Origin of the sequence: Micromonospora wenchangensis, from assembly GCF_002210435.1 — a bacterium.
Taxonomy (GTDB): domain Bacteria; phylum Actinomycetota; class Actinomycetes; order Mycobacteriales; family Micromonosporaceae; genus Micromonospora; species Micromonospora wenchangensis.
In genome coordinates, this window is record NZ_MZMV01000010.1 from 51,001 (window position 1) to 64,947 (window position 13,947).

Sequence of the window (13,947 nt, forward strand, 5' to 3'; positions counted from 1 at the left end):
CGGTTAGCCTCGGCCGCATGGCTGGCTCCCCCCTCCTCGACGACCTGCGGGCGGCTCTCGGCGACGAGGCCGTCCTCACCGATCCGGACCTGCTCCGGCTGCACCGGCGCGACGAGGCGGACCTCTGCGCCGCCGGCACGCCGCTGGTGGTCGTCCGCCCCCGGGACACGGCACAGGTGGTGGCGGTGGTCCGGGCGGCGGCCCGGCACGGCGTACCCGTGGTGCCGCAGGGGGCGCGGACCGGCCTGGCCGGCGCGGCGAACGCGGTGGACGGCGCGGTGGTGGTGAGCACCGTCGCGATGACCGCGATCCGGGAGATCGACCCGGTGGCCCGGATCGCCGTGGTGCAGCCCGGCGTGGTGAACGCCACGCTGGCCCGCGCCGTCCGGGAGCAGGGCCTGTACTACCCGCCCGACCCGGGTTCCTGGGAGTCCTCCACCATCGGCGGCAACGTCTCCACCAACGCCGGTGGCATGTGCTGCGTCAAGTACGGGGTGACCACCGAGTACGTCCTCGGGCTGGAGGTGGTGCTCGCCTCCGGTGAGGTGCTGCGCACCGGCCGGCGTACCGCCAAGGGCGTGGCCGGGTACGACCTGACCCGGCTCTTCGTCGGCGCGGAGGGCACCCTCGGCGTGATCACCGAGGTCACCGTGGCGCTGCGGCCCGCCCCGGAGGAGTCGCTGACCATGGTGGCGGTCTTCGGCTCGACCGGCGGGGCGGGTACGGCGGTCGCCGGGATCGCCGCGCAGGGGCTCACCCCGAGCCTGCTGGAGTTGCTGGACCGGACGCACCTGCTGGCGATCGAGGCGTACCGGCCGATGGGGTTGCGGACCGACGCGCAGGCGCTGCTGCTGGCCGCCGCCGACACCGGCCCCCGGGCGGCGGACGACCTGGCCCGGATCGCCGAGGTCTGCACGGCGGCCGGCGCGCAGGAGGTCTACGCGGCGACCGACGCGGTGGAGGCGGCGGCACTGCTCCAGGCCCGCCGGCTGGCCCACCCGGCGATGGAGAAGTTCGCCGTCGACACCTACCCGGGCGGCAACGGGGGCCTGATCATCGACGACGTGGCGGTGCCCCGGGGGGCGCTCGCCACGCTGCTGGACGGGGTGGCCCGGATCGCCACCGAGTGCGGGGTGCCGATCGGGGTGGTCGGTCACGCCGGTGACGGCAACCTGCACCCGAACATCGTGGTGGACCGGGCCGACCCGGCGAGCCTGGAGCGGGGCCGGCGGGCCTTCGACGAGATCATCCGGCTCGGGCTGGAACTCGGTGGCACCTGCACCGGCGAGCACGGCGTCGGGCTGCTCAAGCGGGACTGGCTGGCCCGGGAGATCGGCCCGGTCGGCGTCCGGGTGCACCAGGCGATCAAGGCGGCGCTCGACCCGGCGGGGCTGTTCAACCCGGGCAAGGTGCTCTGAGCGGGCCTGGTCGGCTCAGCGGGTCGGTTCGGCCGGGGTGGCCTGGGTGAGCAGGAGCAGGATCTCGCCGGCCACCGCCGGGCGTTCCTCACCCGGGCAGTCCTGCGAGGTGATCAGGCCGGCCGTGGTGAGCAGGCTGGACGTCAACGCGTCGATGCAGCTCGCGCGGTACCGGCGGGCCTGGTCGGTCTCCCGGGGCAGCCGTGGGTCGGCCAGCAGCCGCTGCAACCGCTGCACCTGTTCGGGGTCCAGGGAGCCGGCCGAGGTGACCCCGTCGCCGGCGCAGTCGTCGCACTCCCACCGGCCGTCCGGCTCGACGGTCAGCGAGCGCAGTGGACCGTCCTCGCCGAGTTTCTGCATCAGGCTGACCCGGTTAGCCCCCGGTGCCGTCGTCCCGCCGCGGCCCTCCGCTGTGGACCCGTCCTCCCGGTCGGCCATCGCGCAGCCGGTCAGGGTGACCGTCATGACGGCGGGGACGAGGAACGCGCGTGACCACTGAGGGGGAACCACGCGCCGGAACCTATCCCACCCCGGTGCCGTCCGGAACCGGCCGACCGGCCCCGCGCCGCCTGGTGGAACCGGTCCCGGGGCTGGTCAGCGCGACGACGTCGGCAGGTGCAGCGGGCCGTCCCCGACACCGTCGACGCCCCGGTCGGCGGCGAAACCCCGGACGTCGGGGACACCGAGGCGGGCCGCGTCGGCGGTCGCGTCGTCCGGCATGAGCTGCGACTCCCGCTCGGCCTCGACCCGGGCCCGGTAGTGCGCGATCTCCCGTTCCCGGGTGGCCGCGTCCCAGCCGAGCACCGCACCCATCAGCTCCGCCGTGTGCCCGGCCGAGTCGAGGCCCCGGTGGGCCGTCTCGAAGGAGATCCGGGTACGCCGGGTCAGCACGTCCTCCAGGTGCAGCGCCCCCTCGGAGCGGGTGGCGTAGGTCACCTCGGCGGCCAGGTACTCGGGTGCACCGGCCAGCGGTGAGGCGAGCAGCGGGTCGGCGGCGATCAGCGCCAGCACCGCCAGGGTGAGCGTGCCGTACCGCTCCAGCAGGTGTTCGACCACCCCGACGGGCACCCCGTGCCGGCGGGCCAGGTCGGCCCGGTCCCGCCACATCGCGGCGTACCCGTCGGCACCCAGCAGCGGCAGGTCGGCGGTGCGCGACGGGCGTACGCCGCCGAGCCGGTGGGCGGCCCGGTCGACGACGTCGGCGGCCATCACCCGGTAGGTCGTGTACTTACCGCCGGCCACCAGCAGCAGACCGAGCATCGGCTCGAAGACGGCGTGTTCCCGGGAGAGCTTGGAGGTGGAGTCGGCCTCGCCGGCGAGCAGCGGACGCAGCCCGGCGTAGACGCCCTCGATGTCGGCGCTGGACAGCGGCCGGTCCAGCACCAGGTTGACCTGGTCGAGCAGGTACTGGATGTCGCGGGCGGAGGCGGCCGGGTGGGAGCGGTCGAGCCGCCAGTCGGTGTCGGTGGTGCCGATGATCCAGTGCCCGCCCCAGGGGATGACGAAGAGCACACTGGTGGCGGTGCGCACGATCAGCCCGGTCTCGCCGGTGATCGCCGAGCGGGGCACCACCAGGTGCACCCCCTTGGACGCCCGGACCCGGATGCCGGGGCGCAGCCCGACGTCGTTGAGCATCCGGGACATGTCGTCGCTCCACACGCCGGTGGCGGCGATGACGGTGCGGGCGCGTACCTCGAACTCGGCGTCCGGGGAGCCGGGGGGCGCCTCCAGGTCGCGGACCCGGACCCCGGTGACCTCCCGGGCCTGCCGCACCAGCCCGACGGCACGGGCGCTGCTGACCACGGTCGCGCCGAGGCTGGCGGCCGTGCGGGCGAGGGTCACCACCAGCCGGGCGTCGTCGACCTGCCCGTCGTAGTAGCGGATGGCCCCGGCCAACGCGTCGGCCCGCAGGCTGGGGAAGACCCGGCGGGCGCCCTCCCGGGTCAGGTGCCGGTGCAGCGGCATCCCCCGGCCGGTGCCGAACAGCCCGGCGAAGGCGTCGTAGGCGGCGACCCCGGCACCGTAGTAGGAACGGCGGAACAGCCGGGCCGGCAGGTCGCGCAGCCCCCGCCCGGCGGGGAGCGGGATCAGGAACGGAACCGGCCGGACCAGGTGCGGGGCGAGCCGGGTGGCGAGCAGCCCGCGCTCGGTCAGCGCCTCGTGGACCAGGTGGAACTCCAACTGCTCCAGGTAGCGCAGGCCGCCGTGGATCAGTTTGCTGGACCGGCTGGAGGTGCCGGCGGCGAAGTCGCGGGCCTCGACCAGGGCGACCTTGAGCCCCCGGGAGGCGGCGTCGAGCGCGGCACCGGCCCCGGTCGCCCCACCTCCGATGACCAGCACGTCGAACCGTTCGGCCCGGAGCCGGCGCAGGTCCGCGGCGCGGCGCTGCGGGGAGAGTTGACCGGCGGCGGATCGGGTCACATTGGGGTCACGCACCCGTCCACCGTAACCCGCCCGGCCCCACCCGCAGCAGGCCCGGAACCGGCCGGATTCCCCACCGCCCGACCGGTGACAACGCGTGAGCATGACCTGTTGAGGCGATAGCTACTTTCCGTCACCAGGCTCGCGGCTGCCGCGTTGCCCTCCCTACCCCAACTGCCCGCAGTCGAATCGCTGGAGCAGCCATTTCTCCCCAACCCCCACCGGCCCCCATTTCCCACCTCCGGCCCCTTTGCTCTGCTGCTCTGCACGCGACAGTCACCCTTGGTACGCGTCGCTATCAGGGCAGCAGAGCAAAGGGCCCGGGAGAGGGAGTGGACAACTGCGACAGGAGTGACTCTCCGTGAGCACAGTCGGGCGCTCGGGGCAGCGGGAGGCGCTGAGTGGCGACGCGCCGCGCGGCGGTGGCTCCCGGGCCGGGTCGTAGCGGCAGGGACGCGTCGTACTGTTTCCGGATGCTGGCCGACACACCCCCTCCACCGGGATACGGCTTCCCGCCGAGCGCCGCCGCCCGTCCGCCGAGCCCGTGGCCGGTGGTGGCCGCCGCCCTCGCCGGCGGCTGGACGGTCACCCTCGCCGTGCTGCTCCAGGCGGTCGGCTGGTCGGTCGAGCAGTTGCAGGTGGCCGCGGGCTGGGACCGGCAGGCCTGGCTCTGGCCCGCACTCAGCCTGGCCACCGCCCTGCTGGTCGGTCTGCCCGCGCTGCTGCTGGCCCTGCTCCCCCGCTCCCCCCGGGTCCGGGTCACCGGCCGGGCCTGGCTCGCCGCCGCGCTCGCCCTGGTCGCCCTCGGGTCGCTACGGGCGCTGCCCCAGGTCCACCACGAGGCGTACCTGGCCGCGCTGGCCGGAACGGCGACGCTGCTCGCGCTGCTGGCCACCCGGCTGCCCGGCCCGGCCCGGCCGGCCGCCGCCACGCCCGCCCCGGCTCAGCCGACCACCGCCATGCCCGCCCCGACCACCGTCCCCGGCGGCATCGACCCCACGCACGGGCCCGCCACGCCCGCCGACCAGGGCCGGCGGAGCAGCCAGCAGGCCGACCACGGTCGCGGACCGGGTGGTGGGGCCGGCCGGCCGCAGGCGGTCACCCTGCTGGCGATCGCCGCCGGCCTCGCGCTGCTGCTGCCGTGGGTACGGTTCGGCGCGCTGGGCGGCCTGCTGGAGACGGTGCTCGCCGCGCTCGCCGCGACGGCGGTCGGCCTGCTGGCCGGGGCGCTGCTCGACGACCGGTTCTGGGCCCCCTTCACCGGCGACGGGCCGCCCCGGTCCGCCCGTACCGTGCTGGTCGGCGGCCTGGTCGCCGGGGTGGTCCTGCTGCTGGTCGTCGCGGGCACCGGCCACTCCGGCGTCCAGCTTCCCGCGCTGCTCTTCGTCCCGCCCGTCGGGTTCGCGCTGGGCGCGTGCCAGGTGGCGGCCCGGCGGGCCGGCCGGCCCGCCGGTGCCGCGCCGGTGCGCTGGCTGGTCGGCCTGGCGGTGTTCGGCCCGCTGGCGCTCACCGACCCGGAGGAGATCTCGGTCCTGCTGGCCACCACCCGCGACGTCCCGTACTGGGTCGCGGTCGCCTCGGGCGTCGGGTTCGCCGTCGCGGTCCTGCTGGCCATCGGGTACGGGGTGCTGCTCGCCCGGCCACGCGGGCGCGCGCCGCGCCGGCTGGTCGCCGCGTCGGGCGCGGCCGTCCTGCTGCTCACCGTCGGGGTGGTCGACGTGGCCGCCGGCCAGCCCGGCCTGTACGGCGAGCGGCTGCTGGTGGTGCTCCGCGAGCAGGCCGACCTCTCCGGCATCCCCGCCGGTACGCCAGGTCGGGCGGGCCGGGAGGCGCGGACCGCCGAGGTCTACCGCAGGCTCGTCGCCACCGCCGAACGCACCCAGGGCGGGCTGCGCCGGGACCTGACCCGGCTGGGCCTCGACCCGACGCCGTACTACCTGGTCAACGCGATCGAGACCGACGGCGGGCCGGCGGTGCGGGCCTGGCTCTCCGGCCGGCCCGAGGTGGCCCGGGTGCTGGTCAGCCAGCGGCTCCGCCCGTTGCCCGCACCGGCCCCGGTCAGCCGGGGCGACCAGCCCGCGCCGACCGGGCCGGAGTGGAACCTGCGGATGATCGGGGCCGACCGGGTCTGGTCGGAGTTGTCCGTCACCGGTTCCGGGGTGGTGGTCGGCAGTTCGGACTCCGGGGTCGACGGCACCCATCCGGCGCTGGCCGCCGGCTTCCGGGGCGGCGACGACTCCTGGTACGACCCGTGGAACCACACCCGCTCCCCCGCCGACTCCGGCGGCCACGGCACCCACACCGCGGGTAGCGCCGTGGGACGGGACGGCATCGGGGTGGCTCCCGGCGCGCAGTGGGTGGGCTGCGTCAACCTCGATCGCAACCTGGGCAGCCCGGCGCACTACCTGGACTGTCTCCAGTTCATGCTCGCCCCGTTCCCGGCCGGCGGTGACCCGTTCACCGACGGACGCCCGGCGCGTGCCCCGGACGTGCTGACCAACTCGTGGGGGTGTCCCCCGGTGGAGGGCTGTGATCCGGGGGCGTTGCGTCCGGCGACCGCCGCCCTGGAGGCGGCGGGCATCCTGGTGGTGGCGGCGGCCGGGAACACCGGCCCGGACTGCCGGTCGATCGTCGACCCGCCGGCCCCGTACGCGGACGTGCTGACGGTGGGGGCGGTGAACCGGGACCGGGTGGTCGCCGAGTTCTCCAGCCGGGGTCCCGTCGCGGGCGGGGTGGTCAAGCCGGATCTGGTCGCCCCGGGGGAGGGGATCAGGTCGGCGATGCCCGGCGGCGGTTACGCCACGCTGGACGGCACCTCGATGGCCACCCCGCAGGTGGCGGGCGTGGTGGCGCTGATGTGGTCGGCGAACCCGGCGCTGGTCGGCGATCTGGCCCGGACCCGGAGCATCCTGCGGGACACCGCGCAGCCGGCCGGGCCCGCCGACCTCAGTTGCGGCCCGGTGACGGCGTCGAGCGGGGCCGGGCTGGTCGACGCGTACGCGGCGGTGCGGGCCGCCCGCCGCTGACCGCTGCACCGGCCTCTCCCGGGTGGGTGCGGGTTACGGACACGGAACGGGGCGGACCGCTCGCGCGGCCCGCCCCGTCCGGTGTTGGAGCTGGACTCAGAAGTCCATGTCCCCGCCACCCGGGCCAGCCGGGGCGGCCGGGGTCTTCTCCGGCTTGTCCGCCACGACGGCCTCGGTGGTGAGGAAGAGCGCCGCGATCGACGAGGCGTTCTGCAGCGCCGACCGGGTCACCTTGGCCGGGTCGATGATGCCCGCGGCCAGCAGGTCGACGTACTCACCGCTGGCGGCGTTGAGGCCGTGCCCGGCGTCCAGGTTGCGGACGCGCTCGACGACCACGCCACCCTCCAGGCCGGCGTTGACGGCGATCTGCCGCAGCGGGGCGTCCAGCGCGATCTTGACGATCTGCGCGCCGGTGGCCTCGTCGCCGGTCAGGTCCAGCTTGTCGAAGGCGGTCTTGCCGGCCTGCACCAGCGCGACGCCACCACCCGGGACGATGCCCTCCTCGACAGCGGCCTTCGCGTTGCGGACGGCGTCCTCGATGCGGTGCTTGCGCTCCTTCAGCTCGACCTCGGTGGCCGCGCCGACCTTGATCACCGCGACGCCGCCGGCCAGCTTGGCCAGCCGCTCCTGCAGCTTCTCGCGGTCGTAGTCGGAGTCGCTCTTGTCGATCTCGGCCCGGATCTGGTTGACCCGGCCCTGGATCTGGTCGGCGTCGCCGGCACCGTCGACGATGGTGGTCTCGTCCTTGGTCACCACGACCTTGCGGGCGCGGCCCAGCATGTCGAGGCCGACGGCGTCGAGCTTGAGGCCGACCTCCTCGCTGATGACCTGGCCACCGGTGAGGATGGCGATGTCGGCGAGCATGGCCTTGCGGCGGTCACCGAAGCCCGGCGCCTTGACGGCGACCGACTTGAAGGTGCCCCGGACCTTGTTGACGACCAGGGTCGCCAGGGCCTCGCCCTCGATGTCCTCGGCGATGATCAGCAGCGGCTTGCCCGACTGCATGACCTTCTCCAGGATCGGGAGGAGGTCCTTCACCGAGGAGATCTTGCTGTTGACGATCAGGAGGTACGGGTCGTCGAAGACGGCCTCCATACGCTCCGGGTCGGTCATGAAGTACGCGGAGATGTAGCCCTTGTCGAAGCGCATGCCCTCGGTGAGCTCCAGCTCCAGCCCGAAGGTGTTGCTCTCCTCGACGGTGATGACGCCTTCCTTGCCGACCTTGTCCATCGCCTCGGCGATGATCTCACCGACGGTGCTGTCACCGGCGGAGATGGAGGCGGTGGAGGCGATCTGCTCCTTGGTCTCGACGTCCTTGGCGAGCTTGGACAGCTCCTCCGAGACGCTGGCCACGGCGGCCTCGATGCCCCGCTTCAGGGCCATCGGGTTGGCACCGGCGGCCACGTTGCGCAGACCCTCGCGCACCAGGGCCTGGGCCAGGACGGTCGCCGTCGTCGTGCCGTCACCGGCGACGTCGTCGGTCTTCTTGGCGACCTCCTTGACCAGCTCGGCGCCGATCTTCTCGTACGGGTCCTCGAGCTCGATCTCCTTGGCGATGCTCACACCATCGTTGGTGATGGTGGGGGCACCCCACTTCTTCTCGAGCACCACGTTGCGGCCCTTGGGGCCGAGGGTCACCTTCACGGCGTCGGCGAGCTGGTTCATGCCCCGCTCGAGGCCGCGGCGAGCCTCTTCGTCGAACGCGATCATCTTGGCCATACGGCGTTGTCCTCCTGGACACTCACGGGCCACCCGGGTGTTGTGCCCCGGACGGGCCGCCTGGTGTACGCACCTTGGGGACGTCGCCACCTGGCGACGACGACGTCCTCCTCGGTCGGGCCGGACAGCCCGCGACGACCGGCCATGTGCCACCCCGACGCCATCGAGACGCCGGTGTGACCGTGGCCCTACCGCCCCGACCATTGGCACTCATCGTATGCGAGTGCCAATGACTTGTTTAGCACTCTCCCCTGCCGAGTGCAAGCACGATGGGGCCGGTCAGCCGAGTTCCGCCACCAGTCGGGTGACGTTCACCGGCCCCTCCTGCGCCCGCTGCTCGGCGTACGTCACGACGAGCCCGACCAGCTGCACCAGGTAGACCGGGAGGACCAGCACCGCGCTGACCAGGATCACCGCCACCGCGCCGACGGCGGTGCCCGGCGCGGTGAACGGGTCGGTGCCGAACGGCACGGTGCCGACCGACTCCACCACGCTGCCGAGCACGCTGCCGAGGAACACCGCCAGGGCGACGAGCGCCACCCGGCCGAGCACCATGCCCAGCCGGTCGTGGAACATGCGGAACGAGCGGCCGACCGGGTTCTGCCCCTCGAACAGGTAGACCGGGCCGGCCAGGGCGAGGGCGAAGGCCAGGTAGATGCCGGGCAGCAGGCAGAGGCAGAATCCGACCCCGATGAGCACGCCCAGCACCAGCATCCAGCCCCACAGGCCGAGGCAGCGGCGCGCGCCGTAACGCAGCGCGCCGGGCAGGTCGGCGGGCTGACCGGCGGCCTGCCGGGTGACCACCCAGGTCCCGCCGGCCCAGCCGATGCCCTGCACCACCCCGAGCGCCAGCGCGACCAGGAACACCGAGACGCCGTAGATCACCAGGTCGCTGAGGTACCCCTCGGGGAGCGAGCCGTCGGCGGGCAGCACGGTGGCGTCGGGTCCCATGCCGAGCGAGAGCAGGGACACCGCCACCGCCGGCACGACCTGGGTGAGCAGCATCAGCGGCAGCAGGGGCCGCCAGCTACGCCGTACCGCGCCGGTGCACCGGCTGAACCACCCCTCCAGGCCGGCGTACGGGGGGTTGACCAGCGGGTCCTCCGGACCCCAGGGACCGGGCCCGGCGAACGGCGGATGACCCCCGCCCGGCGGGAAGCCGCCACCGGCACCCGGCGGGTAGCCCGGGTACGGGCCACCGGGAGCCGGATAGCTCCAGCCCGGCGGCCAGGCCCCGGGCTGGCCCCAGCCGGGTTGCCCGGACGGGGCGCCCCACGGCTGCTGACCGGCGGGCGTGCCCCAGGGCGGCTGCCCCCACGGGCCACCCGGGGACCCGGCAGCGGGGTCGGGCGGACCCGAAGGCGACTGGTCGGACATGAACCCTCCTCAGCGGGGACGCCTGGACGGTTCACGATCTTTCCCGGCACCGGCCGCTGCCGCCAGCCGTCACCGGGGCGGGACGGGACCGGCGAGGAGGTCAGGCGATGACGCGGACCCGTTCGGCCTGCGGGCCCTTCTGGCCCTGGGCGATCTCGAACTCCACCCGCTGACCGTCGTCGAGCGCCTTGTAGCCGTCCATCTCGATGGCGGAGAAGTGGACGAAGACGTCCTGCCCGCCGTCGACGGCGATGAAGCCGTAGCCCTTTTCGGAGTTGAACCACTTGACGGTGCCCTGTGCCACGGTGCACTTCCTCACTCTGCGCGGCGTTCCCCAACTCCGGATTGCCGGCGGGCCGACAGCGGAGAGCCACCGTTCCGGCGGTCGGTGAGGGCCGCTGAATCGGTGACCGAAATCGCACGCTACACGAGGAGTGACGACAGCGCACGACCACAAATAGGGTCAAATCAGACGGGTATCGACCCGGTCACCCATCGGTGAACGTCTCTGCGGTATGCATGCCTCCATGACCTCTGCCCCGGCCCCACCGGCGACCCGCACGGTGCCCGTGCACCGGGTGCGTCCGCAGGACGCGGCCCGGATGCGGGCGCTGCGGCTGGAGATGCTCGCGGACGCGCCGCTGGCCTTCCTGGAGACCGTCGCCGAGGCCGCCGCCCGGCCGCACGCCGACTACGCGGCCCGGATCGCGTACGTGTCCCAGGGGTGTCACACCGCCCAGTTCGTGGCCGACCCGGGCGGCCGGCTGGTCGGGCACGCGGGCGGCACCGTCTCCCCCGACGAGCCGGACCTGACCGTGGTCTACGCGGTCTACGTGACCCCCTCGTGGCGGGGCAGCGGCCTGCTCGGCGCGCTGATCGACGAGGTCGCCGCCTGGTCGCGCGCCTGCGGCCGACCGCAGCTCATGCTGGAGGTGGTGGTCGGCAACGACCGGGCCTGCCGGGCCTACCACCGCCTGGGCTTCACCGACACCGGGGTACGCGTCCCGCACCCCAAGATCCCCGCCCTCAACGAACTCCAGATGCGCCGCCCCGCCTGACCCCGGTGATCAAGAGGTTCAGGTCGACCGGAGAGCCGGATCTGACGCGAACCTCTTGATCACCGGGGCGAGAGCCGGGCGGGGCGAGGGAGGGTGGGGAGGGTCAGGCGGGGCGGCGGGACTGGATGATGCGGAAGCGGTTGGCCACGTAGGCGCCGTCGGTCAGGGCGGCGTTGGCGGCCGGGTTCGCGCCGCTGCCGTGGAAGTCCGAGAAGGCGGCGGACTGGTTCACGAAGACCCCGCCGGTCAGGTTGGCCGACAGGTGCACGCCGGCGTCGATCGCGGCGGCCTCGGCGGCGTCCAGCACCGCCTCGTCGGTGGAGTAGACGGCGGCGGTCAGCGCGCCGCACTCCCCCACCGTGGAGCGGAGGATCTCCAGGCCGTGCGCGGTCGAGTCGGTGGCGATGACGAACGAGATCGGCCCGAACCACTCCCGGCCGTAGACCTCGGTGTCGGTGGCGGCGAGCTTGACGATGGTCGGCGTCCGGACCACCGCGTCGGGCAGCGCCGGGTGCGTGACGGTACGCGACTCCAGCACCGCCTCGCCGACCTTGGTGACCTCGTCGAGGCGTTCCAGCACCCCGTCGTTGACGATCGCCCCGGTCAGCTCCACCGCCCGGGCCGGGTCGGCGGTGAGCTTGCCGACGGCGGCGGCGATACCGGCGGCCACCTCGTCGAAGCTCTTGTGCCCCTGGTCGGTGTCGATGCCGGCGGCGGGGATCAGGATGTTCTGCGAGGTGGTGCACATCTGCCCGCTGTAGAGGGTCAGCGTGAAACCGAGGTTGCGGCACATCCCGGCGAAGTCGTCGGTGGAGTCGATCACGACGGTGTTCAGGCCGGCCTTCTCGGTGTACACCGTCGCCTGCCGGGCGTTGGCCTCCAGCCAGTCGCCGTACCCGGTGGAACCGGTGAAGTCGACGATCTTCACGGCGGGGTGCAGGGCCAGGGTCGAGGCCAGCTTCTCGCCGGGGGCCTCGGGGGCGAGCAGCACCAGGTCGGGGTCGAAGCCGGCCTCGGCGAGCACCTCCCGGGCGTACCGCACGGTGATGGCCAGGGGCAGCACCGCGCGGGGGTGCGGCTTGACCACCACCGGATTGCCGGTCACCAGCGAGGCGAACAGCCCGGGGTACGAGTTCCAGGTCGGGAAGGTGTTGCAGCCGATCACCAGGGCCACCCCGCGCGGCACGACGTGGAACGTCTTGGTCATCCGCAGCGGGTCGCCCTTGCCGGCGGCCTTCTCCCAGCCGGCCGTCCCCGGGTGCCGGGTCATCTCGGCGTACGCGTAGGCGATCGCCTCCAGCGCCCGGTCCAGCGCGTGCGCGCCGCCGGCCTGGAACGCCATCACGAACGCCTGCCCGCTGGTGAACTGCACCGCGTTGGCCAGCTCGAAGATGTGCCGGTGCAGCCGGGCGAGGATCTCCAGGCACACCCCCACCCGGGTCTGCGGGCCGGCGTCGCGCCAGGCCGGCAGGGCGGCGGAGGCGGCGGCGACCACCTCGTCCGCGCCCGGGTGCGGGTAGCGCACGTCCAGGGCCACCCCGAACGGGCTCGTCTCGGTGGCGACCCGGTCGGCCGCGCCCGGCTGGTCGAGGGGGAAGTCACCACCGAGGTACGCCTCGAAGGCGGCCTTGCCGTCGGCGGCGGCGGTCTCGCCGTACACCCAGGGGCTGGGGGATTCGGGATACGCGGACCAGTACCCCCGCTCGGTGATCGCGGTCAGCGCCCGGTGGAGGGTGTCGGCGTGCCTGTCGTACAGCGGGTGCGGGGTCTCCGTCATGCCCGCCATCATGCAACAGATGGCGGCCAGATCAGTAGGGGCGTGTCACAGATCAGATGGTCGACTGCCACTCCGTGGACCCGGCCACCGGCCGGAACCCGAGCTGCTCGTTGATCGCGATCATGTGGCTGTTCGCCGCCGCGTTGTAGGTGTCGACCGCGTTCAGCTCCGGCTCGTACGTCAGGGTGTGTTCGAGGTTCTCGGCCTTGCAGAGCAGGCCGAGCCGGCGCCCCCGGTGGGCCGGGTCGACGATGGTGATCTGCTGCCAGGCGTGCCGGGTGGTGTTCGCGGCCAGGCTGAGCACGCTCCACGCGACCAGCCGGCCGGACTCCCCGTGCACGGCGGCGACGCTGTACCGGCGGACGCCCCGCGCGTCCAGCGCCCGCTCCATGCCCTGGATGCGCTCGGCGTCCATCCGCTCGGGTTCCCACTCCAGGTCGCCCAGCGGCGCGTCGGCAAGCAGCCGGCCCTCCAGGTAGGCGAGGTCGGCGAGGTGCTCCGCCGGCGGGTGGCCGTGCCAGCGGACCGTGCGGTACCCGGCGGCGGCCGACCGCGCCCCGGCCCGCAGCGCCGCCAGCCGGTCCCGGTCGAGCGCGGTGACGTCGAGCCGGCGACGGACGTCGACGAGCGCCGGCCGGGCGCCGAGCGCCGCCGCGAAGGCGGCCCCGGGGAACTCCCGCCCCACCGGCGTCGCCCCGGCCGGCTCGTCCGGCAGCGGGGTCACGGCGGAGCCGACCACCCGTTTGCAGCCGGCCTCCCGGAGCAGCCTTCGGGCGTGGGCGAACAACGCCCGCCCCACCCCGCGCCGCCGGTACGCCGGGTCCACCGCCAGCTCGATGCTGGCGTTCTCGGTGTTGTCCAGCAGGTGCAGGTTGACCCGGAACCAGCCGACGGGCACCCCGTCGAGCCGGGCCACCGACCACCTGGTGTCGATGCCGGGCATCGGGTGCCGCAGCGGCGCCTCGAACCGTCGCCGGCACAGCGGCGGGAGGTCGGGGGATTCCCTCGCCTCGACCGTGGCCGCGATCCGGTAGGCGGCGTCGAGGGTGGGCTGATCGGTCGGGTCGATCGTCGCGATGTCCAGGGCCACGCCGCGAGTCTTTCCCGTGGACGACACCGGGGGCCAGCGGATTTCCGCTGGCCCCCGGTTC

General features: G+C 74.0%; 10 protein-coding genes. 3 read left to right on the top strand and 7 right to left on the bottom strand.

Annotated elements, in window-relative coordinates; all coding sequences use genetic code 11:
• The first annotated feature begins 17 nt into the window (after nt 1–17).
• Nucleotides 18–1,418, top strand: a complete 1,401-nt coding sequence (locus B5D80_RS08175; RefSeq protein ID WP_088643182.1) for an FAD-binding oxidoreductase — start codon at nt 18–20, stop codon at nt 1,416–1,418.
• A 15-nt stretch (nt 1,419–1,433) separates the two neighbouring features.
• Here B5D80_RS08175 and B5D80_RS08180 read toward each other — a convergent pair whose 3' ends face one another.
• Together B5D80_RS08180 and B5D80_RS08185 are read right to left on the bottom strand one after the other, a co-directional pair.
• Entirely contained in the window at nt 1,434–1,928 is a 495-nt protein-coding gene (locus B5D80_RS08180; protein ID WP_245854336.1) for a hypothetical protein, read from the bottom strand.
• A gap of 84 nt (nt 1,929–2,012) precedes the next feature.
• Entirely contained in the window at nt 2,013–3,854 is a 1,842-nt protein-coding gene (locus B5D80_RS08185) for a glycerol-3-phosphate dehydrogenase/oxidase (protein WP_425437177.1), read from the bottom strand.
• Nucleotides 3,855–4,312: 458 nt separating this feature from the next.
• Here B5D80_RS08185 and B5D80_RS08190 point away from each other — a divergent pair, with 458 nt between their 5' ends.
• Nucleotides 4,313–6,865: a S8 family serine peptidase gene (locus B5D80_RS08190; protein WP_088643185.1), complete on the top strand. Its 2,553-nt coding sequence runs from the start codon at nt 4,313–4,315 to the stop codon at nt 6,863–6,865.
• Nucleotides 6,866–6,961: 96 nt separating this feature from the next.
• Here B5D80_RS08190 and groL read toward each other — a convergent pair whose 3' ends face one another.
• The 3 genes from groL to B5D80_RS08205 form a co-directional block, all read right to left on the bottom strand.
• Nucleotides 6,962–8,584: a chaperonin GroEL gene (gene groL / locus B5D80_RS08195; protein ID WP_088643186.1), complete on the bottom strand. Its 1,623-nt coding sequence runs from the start codon at nt 8,582–8,584 to the stop codon at nt 6,962–6,964.
• 279 nt (nt 8,585–8,863) lie between these two features.
• Entirely contained in the window at nt 8,864–9,961 is a 1,098-nt protein-coding gene (locus tag B5D80_RS08200) for a hypothetical protein (protein ID WP_088643187.1), read from the bottom strand.
• A gap of 100 nt (nt 9,962–10,061) precedes the next feature.
• A complete protein-coding gene (locus tag B5D80_RS08205) occupies nt 10,062–10,265 on the bottom strand; it encodes a cold-shock protein (RefSeq protein WP_067305333.1) in 204 nt (67 codons plus the stop codon).
• Nucleotides 10,266–10,488: 223 nt separating this feature from the next.
• Here B5D80_RS08205 and B5D80_RS08210 point away from each other — a divergent pair, with 223 nt between their 5' ends.
• Nucleotides 10,489–11,019, top strand: a complete 531-nt coding sequence (locus B5D80_RS08210) for a GNAT family N-acetyltransferase (RefSeq protein WP_088643188.1) — start codon at nt 10,489–10,491, stop codon at nt 11,017–11,019.
• A 103-nt stretch (nt 11,020–11,122) separates the two neighbouring features.
• Here B5D80_RS08210 and paaN read toward each other — a convergent pair whose 3' ends face one another.
• Both paaN and B5D80_RS08220 read right to left on the bottom strand, forming a co-directional pair.
• Nucleotides 11,123–12,796: a phenylacetic acid degradation protein PaaN gene (paaN, locus tag B5D80_RS08215; RefSeq protein ID WP_211291429.1), complete on the bottom strand. Its 1,674-nt coding sequence runs from the start codon at nt 12,794–12,796 to the stop codon at nt 11,123–11,125.
• Between the two features lie 52 nt (nt 12,797–12,848).
• Entirely contained in the window at nt 12,849–13,886 is a 1,038-nt protein-coding gene (locus B5D80_RS08220; RefSeq protein WP_088643190.1) for a GNAT family N-acetyltransferase, read from the bottom strand.
• Nucleotides 13,887–13,947: the final 61 nt, after the last annotated feature.

Excerpts from the sequence above, each read along its gene's own strand:
- B5D80_RS08175 (WP_088643182.1), top strand. The coding sequence starts at position 18 with ATGGCTGGCTCCCCCCTCCTCGACGACCTGCGGGCGGCTCTCGGCGAC.
- B5D80_RS08190 (WP_088643185.1), top strand. The coding sequence starts at position 4,313 with ATGCTGGCCGACACACCCCCTCCACCGGGATACGGCTTCCCGCCGAGC.
- groL (WP_088643186.1), bottom strand. The coding sequence starts at position 8,584 with ATGGCCAAGATGATCGCGTTCGACGAAGAGGCTCGCCGCGGCCTCGAG.
- B5D80_RS08200 (WP_088643187.1), bottom strand. The coding sequence starts at position 9,961 with ATGTCCGACCAGTCGCCTTCGGGTCCGCCCGACCCCGCTGCCGGGTCC.
- B5D80_RS08210 (WP_088643188.1), top strand. The coding sequence starts at position 10,489 with ATGACCTCTGCCCCGGCCCCACCGGCGACCCGCACGGTGCCCGTGCAC.
- paaN (WP_211291429.1), bottom strand. The coding sequence starts at position 12,796 with ATGACGGAGACCCCGCACCCGCTGTACGACAGGCACGCCGACACCCTC.